Origin of the sequence: Agrobacterium sp. V1 (assembly GCF_030518355.1) — a bacterium.
In the GTDB taxonomy this organism is placed as follows: Bacteria; Pseudomonadota; Alphaproteobacteria; order Rhizobiales; family Rhizobiaceae; genus Agrobacterium; species Agrobacterium cucumeris.
The window spans coordinates 2065001-2079136 of sequence record NZ_JAULSF010000002.1 but is presented as its reverse complement, the minus strand read 5'-3'; the positions used below and the strand labels follow the sequence as shown (position 1 = coordinate 2079136).

Here is a 14136-nt window from a genome sequence, read left to right as displayed (position 1 = left end):
AAGAAAGGCTTCCGTGCGGCAACGTTCGGGGGCTTTTTTCTTTTGTAATGCGTCTCCTGTTAGTCGTTCGAGTTAAAAATCACTGCTTGGATCGGTATTCGGCAAACAGCGCCTGCAGATGTTCCAGAACGAATTCGGCAAATTCCGGGGCTTCGTTCTTGTCGATTGAGATGTCCAGCTTGCGGTCGCTCTCAACCACCTTTGCCAATCGACCACCGGTTTCCGACGACCAGACACCGGCTTTTTTTGCCTGGGCCTTGGGCTTCAGGAAATCCAGAAGTGATTTGAATCTGTCTTCGGAGACAAGCGCAGCAACGGAAGGCTCCCTGACATAGGCGCGGGCAGCTTCCTTGACCTGCGACGAGGAAAGCTGATCGGCAAGATCCATCCAGTTACGGCGACCGACGCTGGGCGCGGGACCGATAAGATCGACCAGGTCCTCCGGAATGCGGCCGACGACTGACAGCATGTTGGAAAGATCGCCTTTATGCAGCGACATTGCCGCCATGATCGTATCACGTGGAAACCGCATCTGCAGTTTCTGGGCAAAGCGCGCCTTTTCGATATAGGTGAGATCGCGACGCTCGTTGTTTTCCTGTCCCTGCGCTACGACCAGCTGTTCATCACTAAGATCGCGAACGACGGCCTTGACCGGAATACCAAGGCTCGAGACGGCACGCAGACGGCGATGACCGAAGGCAACCTGATAGCGGCCCGGAAACTCGGGATGCGGGCGCACCAGAATGGGAACCTGCTGTCCCTGCTCGCGAATGGCTTCCACCAGACCTGCATCCGCTTCTTCGGAAGCCGGCATCCGATCCGGTATGAACGAAGGATCAATATCGGCAGGATTGAGTGAAACGATCGTCAGACCCTCGGCTAGCCGCTTTTCGATCTCTTCAGCACGCTTTGCACGTTCAGAAACTTCGTTCAGGGACTGGCCGATCATACCAACCGGTGAGTTGGCAACATCAGTCACCAGATCGGGAGAACCAAGGATGGGCCTGATGCGTGGCCGCGCCCGCTCAGTAGCTACGTCGTTGTTGTCGGTAGATGGTGTACCGAGATTTGCGAAAATCTGCTTTCTGCTCATGCCGCCCTACCCCACGCTTTTTTGATCAGTCCTTCGACTTCAGCGTTTACATTGTTCATGGCTTCCAGCGCGCGATCATAGGTCGAGCGGGTGAACTGGGTTCTCTCGACCTCGAAAAGCGTCTGGTTGGTCAATCCAGCATCGGAGACAGCCGTGCTCTTCAGCATCGGATGATTGAGGACGTTTTCACCGAAGATCGAACGCAGGAAAGCAACCATCTGGTTTTGCGGGCCGTCACTGGGTTCAAACCGGGTGATGAGATAACGCATCCAGTTATAGTCCGATCGCGCACCTGCCCGGCCGATTTCGGCGAGAAGATCGCCGGTCATGGCGAGAAACTGGTTCATGGACATGACGTCCAGCATCTGCGGATGAACGGTGACGAGAACCGAGGTAGCTGCCGTCAATGCCGAAAGTGTCAGGTAACCGAGTTGCGGTGGGCAATCGATCACGACGACGTCATAGAAATTCTGGGCCTGGGCGATTGCCTGACCGATGCGGGCAAAAAACAACGTGTCACCCGGAGCGCGACGCATCAGTGCGCGAGGCGTGTCGTGTTCAAACTCCATGAGCTCCAGATTGCCCGGAACGATGTGAAGGCCGGGAATATAGGTGCCGCGAACGATCTCGGCGATCGGACGACGTTCCTCGTCATAGCGGATCGCGCCATAGAGTGTTTCATTCGGGCCGACATCGATCTCCGGCTGATGACCGAAGAGAGCGGATAAACTGGCCTGCGGATCAAGATCGATTGCGAGAACCCGATAACCGCGCAGCGCCAGATATTGCGCCAGATGCGCTGATGTTGTGGTCTTTCCGGAGCCGCCCTTGAAATTCATGACGGCGATAACCTGGAGTTCTTCGCCGTCACGACGGTGAGGCAGGTAGCGCCGTGTGCCACGTGCGCCCTGATCGAGAAGCTTTCTGATCTCATGCATGTCTTCAACGGAATAGGAGCGGCGGCCTGAGGCCTGTGCTGCGTCAAGTTCCGGACGCTCAGCTGCGATCTGGCGAAGATAAGCCTCGCCAATTCCAATCAGCCGCGCGGTTTCGGCAGGCGAGAAATGTCGCATGCTCTTTTCGGTGTGGGGTGAAAATGTATTTGCATTATGCGCCTGCAATTGGGCTGACAGTGCAGCCGAATGCTGTTGTATAAGGCCCGTCAGGTCGGGGGCCCCTGCAGCACGTCTTGAGTCGGCACTCTGTGTCATTTGTCTTCTTTCGCTCGATATCGCAGTGGCGGTTTTTTTCGAAAAAGGCGGTTTTTTCCGCAACTGAGATATAAGCGCCGATTCTCTTTTCGGCGCAATAGGCTTTTTTCCCGGTTGCGAAAGTGCCGCTAAAGCATTGTGGAAGAATCACATTTGGTTTTTGTGACGGTTTGACGGTTAGCCGCGGCTAACTTCTTTAATATTGGTCGGCGGGAGCGATTGCCGACTATCCGACCGTCGGCGATTCAGACCCTTTGGAGTTAGCCGCGGCAAACTTTCTGCAGCGGATATAGAAATGTTCGACTTTCGGCCAGACGCGGTGAGGAAAAGTGAAGGGTGGACATTCGCAGGCGTTTAATCTCTACTTATTGACTAGAGTATCGTTGGGCCGCGCGCTCCCGGGTGGCTATTCATACGTCGCAGATTGGAGGAATGAATGTCCTATGATGTTGCTCTCGTCGGGTCCGGCTTCGCTGCCATCTGTACTGCCGCCCATCTTCTCTCTTCTCTGCCAGCGAAGGCCTCGATCGTTATTGTTGGAGATGAGTCTGACTTTGGGCGTGGAACGGCCTATCGTACCGAACTACCCTATCACCGGCTGAATGTACCGGCTGGACGCATGAGTGTTTTTCCTGACCGCCCGAATGATTTCATCGACTGGCTGAGGGAAAGCGGGATAGGGGACGATCCGCTACTGTTTGCATCGCGCGGAGACTATGGTCTCTATCTGAGAGACAGATTGGCCACCCTGTTGAGAAGTCGGGAACAGAGGGCGAGGGTAGATTTCATTCGGGCCAAGGCCTCCACCTGTCGCCCGGCCGATGCGGGCGGATTCACCTTCGTGCTCGAAAACGGCGAGACCATGCGGGCGCAAAACGTTGTTCTGTGTGTGGGTGTCGGGGCGGCCAGTTTGCCGGTGCAAACTGTCGCGAATGACGAGGGCAGGGCGCAGCGGATCATCGGTCACTGCTGGCAGCCGGGATGGTTGTCGAAGGTTAAGACGGGCGATCGCATCTGTATTCTCGGTTCCGGGTTGACGATGATTGATCAGGTGCTGACCCTGCGGGGAAAAGGGCACACGGGGCCAATCCATGTTCTGTCTCGTCGCGGGCTTGTGCCGCATCCGCATATCAGCCCCCCTTTGCCTCCCGTCGATCCGATATTACCAGAGGAAACCACTGAGATTAGCCGCCTGTTACAGTCTTTGCGCAAACAGGTGAGGGACGGCGCGCCATGGCGGACGGTGATGGATGGATTGCGGCCGAGAACGCAGTCGCTTTGGCAAGTTCTCACGGTTGCTCAAAGAAGCAGGTTTCTTCGGCATGCCCTGCCATGGTGGAATATTCACCGGCACCGCATCGCGCCGGAGGTTCATACGGCTTTTGAGAAACTGCTTGCGGATGATGTTCTGGAAGTCCACGCGGGTTATCTGAACTCCGTTGAAGAGCAGGATGAAGGTATTAGCCTGCGCTACCGCCGCCGGCATACGCAGATATCGAAAAAGCTGCAGGTGGACTGGGTTGTCAATTGCACCGGTATGGAGCGAGCGGGCATTGGGCATTCGCGCCTTTTGGAAAACATGAGAAATGACGGTGTGCTTTTACTGGATCCTCTGGGTCTCGGCGTTGAGGTGGACGACGAGTCTCGGCTGTTGCGAGCGGATGGACAAAGCTGGCTCGGCCTCTTTGCCGCTGGCGCGCTGACGGCGGGCCGCTTGTGGGAAATAACCGCTGTGCCGGATATTCGCGTACAGGCGCAAAAAATTGCGCAACACGTTACAGGCAGGGTGTCAGCGCAGGGGTAAATTGCTGATATGCAATATCGGAAACATGAACTGTGCTCGAGGCATATTTGTTCGCCGCTGGTCATCTCCGGATTGACCATCCCTGGTGTTAGCCGCGGCAAACTTTCCCAGTTCGCGAATAGCTAACGAACGAACAGTTGTTGATTTCCAAACCTGAAGGCACGGGTCGGAACCACTTGCCTGGAAGTGGTGGATGGGAACCTATCGAATGTTCTTGCAGCAAGAGTTGATTTCTCGAGAATAATGCTAATTCCTGATGTAAGGCCGGATTAGCGATTTCCTGCCGATAATGTCGCGACAGGCGCGTTTCCTCCAGTTTGCTAAATAATTTACATCACTTATGGAATGTTGCAATGAAACCGGCTATAAATTCCGGAAAATGCTATAATGATGAAAATTATTTGCGAGGTTTTGATGGAAAAGCAGAAGCTGGTGAGGTTCGCAACGGCTGATAATCAGGCTGGCGGCCAACGTCGACCATTTGCCAAGGCCGTTCGGGCCGGCGATTTTGTCTATGTTTCCGGGCAGGTGCCGACTATTGACGGGGAAGTGGTGACCGGCGGCATCGTGGCCCAGACCGAGCAGGTTGTGGCCAATATCAAGGATGTTCTGGCGCTTGCCGATTGCACGCTTGCCGATGTGGTGAAGGTTAATGTCTGGCTGGACGATGCCCGCGACTTTTCGAGCTTCAATGCTGTTTTCCAGAAATATTTCATTGATCATCCGCCGGCCCGCTCCACCGTGCAGTCGCCGCTGATGATCGATGCAAAGGTGGAAATGGACGTTATCGCTTATAAGCCTTTGGCTTAACTATCTGATTTTTATGGCTTTGAGAGCATATGATGACCTATCCCTGGCCTGAAGAGGGCACACCACTCGATGCGATTTCAACGCCGATGCCGGTGATCGATGAAGATCGGCTTGCGGCCAATATTCTCAAGGCGCAATCCTATCTCGATGGGCATGGCAAGGCCTTCCGGCCGCACATCAAGACGCACAAGATACCGGCTATCGCCAGGCAACAGCTTCAGGCCGGCGCGATCGGCATCAATTGCCAGAAGGTCAGCGAAGCGGAAATTTTCGCGGATGCCGGCTTCGACGACATCCTGATTACCTTTAATATTCTTGGCGCAGCGAAATTGTCGCGACTAAAGGCGCTGAATGCGCGTATTGGCCGGTTGAGTGTCGTTGCCGACAGCGCCGCGACGATTGCTGGCCTTGCTGGCACATTTGATGCGGAAAAGCCGCTCGCCGTGCTTGTCGAATGCGATACCGGCGGAAAGCGCTGTGGCGTGCAGACGCCGGAAGCCGCCCTGGTGCTTGCAGAAAAGATCGATACGGCTCCGGGTCTCGTTTTCAAAGGCATTTTGACCTATCCGGCACCGGGCGGCGCTGAAAAGGTCGAGAGTTTCATTCGCGAGACAATGGCGCTGCTGGCGGCGAAAAGCATCGAATGCCCTGTGCGCTCCAGCGGCGGTTCACCGGATTTTTACGCCGCACACCTCGTGCCTTCGGCAACCGAACACCGGGCGGGCACCTATGTCTATAATGACCGTGCCATGCTGCGCGCCGGTCATTGTGCGGCTGGTGATCTGGCAATGCATGTTCTTGCCACTGTTGTGTCGCGGCCCACACCCGATCGGGCCGTGCTCGATTGCGGTTCCAAGGCTTTGACCTCCGATCTTCTTGGTTTCAGCGATTACGGGCTGATCGAAGGTTATGAGGGCGCAAAAATCATCTCGCTTTCGGAAGAACATGCAGTTGTCGATCTATCCGGGTGCACGTCCGGCAGGCCGGAAATCGGTGATGTGGTCAAGGTCGTGCCGAACCATACCTGCGTCGTCAGCAACCTTTTTGACAGGATGGTGTTTCATCGAAACGGCCTTGTGACCCGGGTTGAAGACGTGGCCGCACGTGGTACCGTCTGGTAAGATTACCCGGCTAATCACATTAAGAGACAGAAAACTGCCTAAAGCAGTCCCGGTAACGAGAAATACAAAAATGCGTATATTCACGGCGTCGCTCGCCACCGAAACCAATACGTTTTCGCCCGTCCCGACGGATATGGATGCTTTTCGCGCGGCTTTTTATGCCGGGCCGGGCGAACATCCGGAAACGCCGACGCTCTGCTCTTCGCCGGTGCCAATCCTGCGGCGTCGCGGCAAGGCGGAAGGGTTCACGGTGATTGAGGGCACGTCCTGCTGGGCGGAGCCTGCAGGTCTCATCCAGCGCCAGACTTATGAAACGCTGCGCGATACTATCCTTGCGGAGCTCCGGGAAGCACTGCCGGTTGATGCGGTCGTTCTTGGTCTTCACGGCGCAATGGTGGCGCAGGGTTATGATGATCCGGAAGGTGATTTTCTGTCGCGCGTGCGCGCAATGGTCGGGCCCGACGTGTTGATCGCGGCGGAATTTGACCCACACAGCCATCTGACGGCGCTGCGAGTTAAAAATCTCGACCTCATGGCGACGTTCCTGGAGTTTCCCCACACCGATTTCGAAGAACGCGGCGAGCATGTCGTTGAACTGGCGCTGCGTACCCTGCGTGGTGAGATCGAGCCGGTCATTTCCACGTTCGATTGCCGCATGATCACCATTTATCCGACCAGCCGCGAGCCGATGCGGTCTTATGTGGACCGTTTGAAGGCGATGGAAGGCAAGGACGGCATCCTGTCGATTTCGGTCATCCACGGTTTCATGGCGGGCGATGTGCCGGATATGGGCACGCGGATTGTCGTCGTTACAGATGGAGACCGGGAGAAGGGCGATGCGCTGGCCGAAAAGCTCGGCCATGAACTTTATGCCATGCGCAAAGTAACCGCCATGCCCATGCTGGATACGGAGTCAGGCCTCGACAAGGCACTTGCCATTCGCAGCAGCAATCCGGACAAGCCGGTGGTGGTGTCGGATATTTGGGACAATCCGGGAGGTGGCGTTGCGGGTGATGCCACCTATATCCTGCGGCGTATGGTGGAGCGCGGCATGGATAATATCGGCGTCGCGACGATCTGGGATCCCATTGCGGTCTCTTTCTGTCACGCCGCGGGCGAGGGGGCAGAGATCGATCTGCGCATCGGCGGCAAATCCAGCCCCGAGGGCGGTGAGCCGCTCGACTTCCGCATAAAAGTGATGCGCACCGTTGAGGCCGGCTGGCAAAGTTTCCGCAACAGCCGCGTCACGCTTGGCCGCGCTGCGGTTGTCCGGCCGGTTGGCACAGAGATCGATATCATCCTCATCACCAGTCGCACCCAAACTTATGAGCCGGATATCTTTTCCAATCTCGGGATCGATTTCGCTAAAAAAGACGTCCTGTTGGTCAAGTCAACCAATCACTTCCATGCGGGTTTTGCGCCGGTCGCCTCGGAGATCGTCTATATCGCGGCACCGACCTCTTATCCGACCGATCCGGCTAAAACCGCTTATCGCAAAGCGAGCCTCAAGCTCTGGCCACGTGTGGCCGATCCGCTGGGTCTGGACTAGGACTTTTCCAGTAAAAGCGGAATTGCCCCAGGCGTACGGTCGCTTCAGAGGGGCTGAAGTGTGATGAGGAAAAACGCGCCCGTATTTTGATCGGGCTCGACAGTGAAAGGCCGACTGTTTTCGATCAACAGGCTGTCCAGCCGATCGAGATTGGCTTTTTCATCGCCGCTGGAGACCACAAGCGCATCGAGCGCGAGGACGAGTGTCGTGACACCCTCTGCTGTCGCGGAAAATGTGCCGGAGCGCTTTTGCACGGCATGGCGGAAAGCCGAGCGGCGGGTCATGACGTTCAGATCGACGATCGGGCCGCCGGGCAATGTCGCATTGACAGGAACATCCGCCGAAAAGGGCAGGGGAGCACTCTCCATCGTCAGCAGCAGTGGCTCGTTGGCTGCGATCGCAAGCGCCATGCCATTGCCCTGAAGAATGGACAGGGTGCGGTCGATGCCGGGAAAAATCGAAAATGGTCCGTCGCTTGCAACCGTCGCCATGCTGATTCGCCAATCGAAATCATTCACGGAGGCGGCTGGCGGGAAGATGGCGATTTCTACGGTTTCGCCACCGCCATTTTTCCAGGGCATGCGTTTGTAATCGCTTGCGCGCAACAGGGTCATGATTTTCCAACTCCGCACGGTGCTGGCCGGAAACGCCTTCCGCATTTCCGGCCAAACACGAATCAATTGCCGAGAATGCCAGGCAGGCGCAAGCCCTGCTCCTTGGCGCAATCCACGGCGATCTCATAACCGGCATCGGCATGGCGCATGACACCGGTTGCCGGGTCGTTCCAGAGCACACGCTCAAGCCGGCGAGCGGCATCGTCGGTGCCATCGGCGCAGATGACCATGCCGGAATGCTGGGAAAAGCCCATGCCGACACCGCCGCCATGGTGCAGCGAAACCCAGGTCGCGCCGGAAGCGGTGTTGAGCAACGCGTTGAGCAGCGGCCAGTCGGATACCGCATCCGAACCATCCTTCATGGCTTCGGTTTCGCGGTTGGGCGAGGCGACGGAACCGCTGTCGAGATGGTCGCGGCCTATGACAACAGGCGCCTTCAGCTCGCCGTTCTTCACCATTTCGTTGAAGGCAAGGCCAAGACGATGGCGATCACCAAGCCCGACCCAGCAGATGCGCGCCGGCAGGCCCTGAAACGCGATGCGCTCGCGTGCCATATCCAGCCAGTTATGCAGGTGCTTGTTGTCAGGCAGCAGTTCCTTCACCTTGGCGTCGGTCTTGTAGATGTCTTCCGGATCGCCCGAAAGTGCCGCCCAACGGAACGGGCCGATACCGCGGCAAAACAGCGGACGGATATAGGCCGGAACGAAACCGGGGAAGGCGAAGGCGTCTTCAAGACCCTCATCCTTGGCGACCTGGCGGATATTATTGCCGTAATCGAGGGTCGGAACACCGGCGTTCCAGAAATCGACCATTGCCTGCACATGCACCTTCATCGAGGCGCGGGCGGCAGCGGAAACGGCCTTCGGGTCGCTTTCCTGCTTGGCGCGCCATTCGGCAACTGTCCAGCCGGCCGGCAGATAACCGTGGATCGGATCATGCGCCGAGGTCTGGTCGGTGACCATGTCGGGGCGAATGCCACGGCGAAACAGTTCAGGGAAGATTTCTGCCGCATTGCCGATCAGGCCGACGGATTTTGCTTCGCCTGCCTTGGTCCATTGGTCGATGAGTGCCAGCGCCTCATCCAGTGTGTGTGCCTTTGCATCGACATAACGGGTGCGCAGACGGAAATCGACGCGGGTTTCATCGCATTCGACGGCTAGGCAGCAGGCGCCTGCCATGACGGCGGCCAGCGGCTGTGCGCCGCCCATGCCGCCAAGACCGCCGGTGAGGATCCATTTGCCCTTGAGGTTGCCGCCATAGTGCTGGCGGCCGGCCTCGACGAAGGTCTCATAAGTACCCTGCACGATGCCCTGCGTGCCGATGTAAATCCACGAACCGGCCGTCATCTGGCCGTACATGGCGAGCCCCTTCTTATCCAGCTCGTTGAAATGGTCCCAGTTGGCCCAATGCGGCACGAGATTGGAATTGGCGATCAAAACCCGCGGCGCATCCTTGTGGGTGCGAAATACGCCAACCGGTTTGCCAGACTGCACGATGAGGGTTTCGTCCTCGGTCAGATCCTTCAGCGTCGCGACGATGCGGTCGAAATCTTCCCAGGTGCGGGCGGCGCGGCCGATGCCGCCATAAACCACCAGTTCATGCGGCCGCTCGGCGACATCAGGGTCGAGATTGTTCATCAGCATGCGCAGCGGCGCTTCCGTCATCCAGCTTTTGGCGTTCAGCTCATTGCCCTGCGGCGCGCGGACTTCGCGAATATTGTGGCGCGGATTATCCATGTGATTTCCCCTTATCGTTGCGTCTCGAGCGCGAAATTTTCCATACGCGTGAGAATGGTTTTGAGATGGTTGCGCAGGCGTTCCGCCTTTTGCGCGTCATAGGCGAAAGGCGGTACCTCACTTGCGAGATGGGTGGATTGCGCCAACTCCATCTGGATAGCGTGCACGCTGGCTTCCGGTTTTCCATAATGCCGGGTCGTCCAGCCGCCCTTGAAGCGGCCGTTCAGAATGCTGTCGTAACCCTCTGCGGCTGCGGTCACTTCCACGGCAATCTGTTCGATGGCCGGGTCGCAGGTCTTGCCCATATCCGTGCCGATGTTGAAATCCGGCAGCTTACCCTCGAACAGAAAGGGGATATGCGAGCGGATCGAATGGCAATCATAGAGAATGGCGATGCCGTGAATGGCCTTCACCCGCTCGATTTCCGCGGCTAGGGCTGCATGATAGGGCGCGTGGAAGTTTTCCAGCCGATAGGCGATATCAGCGTCATCCGGTTGCTGCCCCTCGTTCCAGATGGGCTTGCCGTCGAAATCGGTTTCCGGAACCAGTCCCGTCGTGTTCTGGCCCGGATAAAGGCTCACTCCGGCCGGGTCGCGGTTGGCATCGATGACGTAGCGGTGGAAGGTCGCCCTTACGGTTGTCGCGTTATCGAGAAGCCCTTCATAGAGTTCATGGATATGCCAGTCGGTATCGGCGAGAATCCTGCCGTTATCGTTGAGGCGATCCCAAATCGCAGCCGGCACATCCGTACCGGTGTGAGGCAGCCCGAGAATGATCGGCGAGGTGCCTTGGTGAAGCGAGAAAGGGGCGTTCATTGGTTACCCCCCTCTGCCCTGCCGGGCATCTCCCCCTCAAGGGGGGAGATCGGCAAGCGGATAGCACCTTGCCTAGGGAACGAGCGGACGCGGCATGTGATCCCCCCCCTTGAGGGGGAGATGCCCGGCAGGGCAGAGGGGGCTAGCCCCAACGCACCGGAGGAAAACAATTGGCTTGTCATCTCAAACCTCCAGCTTCGGCAGAATGCCATCCGATATTACGGAGACCAGAGCGCCGGTAGCAATCAGCTCCGCTGCCGCCTTCAGATCCGGCGCCATATAACGGTCCTCTTCCAGCGAGGGGATTGATGCACGCAGCACGGCAATCGCCTTTTGCAGTTCCGGGCTGGTTTTCAGCGGTCCACGCAACTCCACGCCCTGGATGGCGGAAAGGGCTTCAATCCCAAGGATGGCGAAGAGATTTTCGGTCATTGGCAGCAGGCGACGAGCACCATGGCAGGCCATGGACACGTGGTCTTCCTGATTGGCGGAGGTCGGTGTGGAATCCACCGAGGCCGGATGCGCCATCTGCTTGTTCTCGCTCATCAGCGCTGCGGACGTCACTTCGGCGATCATCAGGCCGGAATTCAGACCCGGCTTTTTGGAAAGAAAGGCGGGCAGACCGTAGGAAAGGGCCGGATCGACCAGTAGTGCCACGCGTCGCTGGGCGATCGCGCCGATTTCGCAGATGGCAAGTGCCGTCTGGTCGGCGGCAAAGGCCACTGGTTCGGCGTGGAAATTGCCGCCGGATACGACGGAATTGTCTGATAGCACCAGCGGATTGTCGGTCACCGCATTGGCTTCGATTTCCAGTGTGCGTGCCACCTGCCGTAGAAGATCAAGGCAGGCGCCATCCACCTGCGGTTGGCAGCGAATGCAATAGGGATCCTGCACCCGCTCGTCACCCTCGATATGGCTGACGCGGATTTCCGAACCTTCCAGCAGATTACGCAACGCCGCACCGGCATCAATCTGGCCCTTGTGGCCGCGCAGGGTGTGAATATCAGGATGGAAAGGAGCCGACGAACCCATGGCGGCATCGGTAGAAAGTGCGCCGGTAATCAATGCGGCCTGTGCGGCGCGATGGGCACGGAAAAGACCGGCCAGCGCCAGCGCCGTCGAGGTCTGCGTGCCATTGATCAGCGCCAGGCCTTCCTTGGCGGCGAGAACGACCGGTGTCAGCCCGGCTTTCGCAAGCGCTTCGCCGGCGGGCAGAAGCGTGCTTTGATAAAAAGCCTCGCCTTCGCCCATCATCACGGCGGCCATATGGGCGAGCGGCGCAAGATCGCCGGAGGCGCCGACCGAGCCCTTTTCCGGGATGACCGGGATGACGCCCTTTTCCAGCATGGCCTCGATCAGCCGCACCAGTTCCAGCCGTACACCGGAGGCGCCGCGGCCGAGTGAAATCAGCTTCAGCGCCATGATCAGCCGCACGACATTTTCAGGAAGCGGAGCGCCCACACCGCAGCAATGCGACAGGATAAGGTTCCGCTGCAGTGTCGCCACATCGGCCGCATCGATCTTGATGGAAGCGAGTTTTCCGAAACCGGTATTGATTCCATAGACAGGCGCGTTGCCAGCGGCGATCTCCGCTATGCGCGCCGCCGCCTTTTTTATGCCCGCGTCGAATGAGGGGTCGAGCTTCGCAGCGCCATTGTTCCAGTAGATATCGGCGAGGTTGGCAAGGGCTACATTGCCGGGGTGAAGCGTGATGGTCTTCATGGTCATGACGAAACCTTCTGTCCCTTGAAAATGCGGGCATGGAGCGGGTTGAAACCGATGCGGTAGACAAGCTCGGCCGGGCGCTCGATATCCCAGATAGTGAAGTCGGCGGATTTGCCGGCCTCCAGCGTGCCGGTTTCCGCAAGCAGGCCAAGCGCCTTGGCGGCATTGCGCGTCGTCGCCGCAAGGCACTCTTCCACGGTCATGCGGAAAAGCGTGGCACCCATATTCATGGTCAAAAGCAGCGAAGTCAGCGGTGAAGTGCCGGGATTGCAATCCGTCGCCAGCGCGATTATCGCGCCCGCATCGCGCAGGGCCTGAACCGGCGGGGCCTGTTTTTCCCGGAGCGCATAAAAGGCGCCGGGCAAAAGCACGGCCACGGTTCCCGCTTTCGCCAGCGCCTTTGCGCCTGTCTCATCCAGATATTCCAGATGATCGGCCGAAAGTGCGCCATAGGAGGCGGCAAGCTTTGCCCCGCCAAGATCGGAAAGCTGCTCGGCATGCAATTTGACGGGAAGACCAAGCTGCCGGGCTTTTTCGAAGACGCGGGTGATCTCCTCGACGGAGAAGGCGATACCTTCGCAAAAGCCGTCCACCGCATCCACCAGCCCTTCGGCATGGGCTCTTTCCAGCCCCGGCAGAACGACATCGGTAACGTAAGCGGCGTTGCGGCCCTTATACTCGGCGGGCGTCGCATGGGCTGCCAGATAGCTGGTGACGATCCGCACCGGCCGCAGCGTTTCAAGCCTGCGGGCAACACGCAGCATTTTCAGTTCAGTCTCTATATCGAGACCATAACCGGATTTGATTTCAATGGTGGAGATGCCCTCGGCCAGCAGCGTGTCGAGACGTGGCAATGCCTGAGCCACCAGAGCGTCTTCCGAAACGGCGCGCGTATCGCGCACCGAAGAAACGATGCCGCCGCCCGCCTTGGCGATCTCTTCATAGGTCGCGCCATTCAGCCGCATTTCGAATTCCATCGCCCGGTTGCCACCGAAGACGAGATGAGTATGGCAGTCGATCAAGGAGGGGGTGACCCAGCGGCCACTGCAATCGGTGATCTCATCGGCTGTGGCCAGATCGACAGGCAGATCTTTTTCCGAGCCGGCAAAGGCGATGCGGCCGCCGCGCACGGCAATAACGGCATTTTCGACCGTACCAATGCCTTGCATGGCTGGATCAAAAGTCGCCAGCCGGGCGTTGCGCCACAAGGTCGTGGTGTCTGCCGCTGCCGTTCCCTTTACGGATTTGTTCCCGGGCATTTGCTTTTCGCCTTTCCTTTATGACTTAAATGTATATACATAATAATCGGCTTGGCAAGCCGCAATTTCATGTCTGAAATGGCCTTGCCCATAACGAAAAGAGGAGAGGGTGGCATGACGGCAATTCACGCGGGCACAGCACTGATGGCCGGGGGATGGGTGCAGGACGTTCGCATTGTTTGCGATGGTGGCGTTGTTTCATCGGTCGAAACCGGCGTTTCCCCTCAGCCGCAGGATGAACGCCATGCCGTCATCGTTCCGGCCATGCCCAATCTCCACAGCCATGCCTTTCAGCGGGCCATGGCCGGGCTTGCCGAAATTCGCGGGCCGGCCGATGACAGTTTCTGGAGCTGGCGCACGGTCATGTATAAATTCGCGCTCTCCATGACGCCTGACCAT

General features: G+C 58.0%; 12 protein-coding genes (1 of these 12 running past the window's edge). 5 read left to right on the top strand and 7 right to left on the bottom strand.

The features are described 5' to 3' along the window. Window positions 1-79: 79 nt before the first annotated feature. On the bottom strand, window positions 80-1093 hold the full coding sequence (gene repB, locus QSV77_RS23285) for a plasmid partitioning protein RepB (RefSeq protein WP_302735221.1): 1014 nt from the start codon (window positions 1091-1093) through the stop codon (window positions 80-82). After that, complete coding sequence (gene repA / locus QSV77_RS23280) at window positions 1090-2304, bottom strand: plasmid partitioning protein RepA (protein WP_142841745.1); 1215 nt, start codon at window positions 2302-2304, stop codon at window positions 1090-1092. Before repA ends, repB begins: the two co-directional genes overlap by 4 nt. A 436-nt stretch (window positions 2305-2740) precedes the next feature. Between repA and QSV77_RS23275 the strand changes: the two genes are divergently transcribed. From QSV77_RS23275 to QSV77_RS23260, 4 genes are all read left to right on the top strand, one after another. Further along, the gene (locus tag QSV77_RS23275; protein WP_302735220.1) at window positions 2741-4108 is read left to right on the top strand and encodes an FAD/NAD(P)-binding protein; all 1368 of its coding nucleotides are present in this window, start codon (window positions 2741-2743) and stop codon (window positions 4106-4108) included. A 414-nt stretch (window positions 4109-4522) separates the two neighbouring features. Further along, on the top strand, window positions 4523-4918 hold the full coding sequence (locus QSV77_RS23270; protein ID WP_302735299.1) for a RidA family protein: 396 nt from the start codon (window positions 4523-4525) through the stop codon (window positions 4916-4918). A gap of 32 nt (window positions 4919-4950) precedes the next feature. Continuing rightward, the gene (locus tag QSV77_RS23265; RefSeq protein ID WP_302735298.1) at window positions 4951-6039 is read left to right on the top strand and encodes a D-TA family PLP-dependent enzyme; all 1089 of its coding nucleotides are present in this window, start codon (window positions 4951-4953) and stop codon (window positions 6037-6039) included. A gap of 70 nt (window positions 6040-6109) precedes the next feature. Then, on the top strand, window positions 6110-7588 hold the full coding sequence (locus QSV77_RS23260; protein ID WP_302735219.1) for a M81 family metallopeptidase: 1479 nt from the start codon (window positions 6110-6112) through the stop codon (window positions 7586-7588). Window positions 7589-7632: 44 nt separating this feature from the next. On the opposite strand, the gene QSV77_RS23255 is transcribed toward QSV77_RS23260, so the two are convergent. From QSV77_RS23255 to hutI, 5 genes are all read right to left on the bottom strand, one after another. Beyond that, on the bottom strand, window positions 7633-8202 hold the full coding sequence (locus QSV77_RS23255; RefSeq protein WP_302735218.1) for a HutD family protein: 570 nt from the start codon (window positions 8200-8202) through the stop codon (window positions 7633-7635). 62 nt (window positions 8203-8264) lie between these two features. Continuing rightward, window positions 8265-9938, bottom strand: a complete 1674-nt coding sequence (hutU, locus tag QSV77_RS23250; RefSeq protein ID WP_302735217.1) for a urocanate hydratase — start codon at window positions 9936-9938, stop codon at window positions 8265-8267. An 11-nt stretch (window positions 9939-9949) separates the two neighbouring features. Next, a complete protein-coding gene (hutG, locus tag QSV77_RS23245) occupies window positions 9950-10753 on the bottom strand; it encodes an N-formylglutamate deformylase (protein ID WP_302735216.1) in 804 nt (267 codons plus the stop codon). Window positions 10754-10936: 183 nt separating this feature from the next. Beyond that, window positions 10937-12481, bottom strand: a complete 1545-nt coding sequence (gene hutH, locus QSV77_RS23240) for a histidine ammonia-lyase (protein ID WP_302735215.1) — start codon at window positions 12479-12481, stop codon at window positions 10937-10939. Beyond that, on the bottom strand, window positions 12478-13737 hold the full coding sequence (gene hutI, locus QSV77_RS23235; protein ID WP_302735214.1) for an imidazolonepropionase: 1260 nt from the start codon (window positions 13735-13737) through the stop codon (window positions 12478-12480). Before hutI ends, hutH begins: the two co-directional genes overlap by 4 nt. Before the next feature lie 114 nt (window positions 13738-13851). Between hutI and QSV77_RS23230 the strand changes: the two genes are divergently transcribed. Further along, a protein-coding gene (locus QSV77_RS23230; protein ID WP_302735213.1) for a formimidoylglutamate deiminase crosses the window boundary here: on the top strand, window positions 13852-14136 show its start. 1062 nt of this gene lie beyond the right edge of the window; only the first 285 of its 1347 coding nucleotides appear in the window; it begins with the start codon at window positions 13852-13854; its stop codon lies beyond the right edge, outside the window.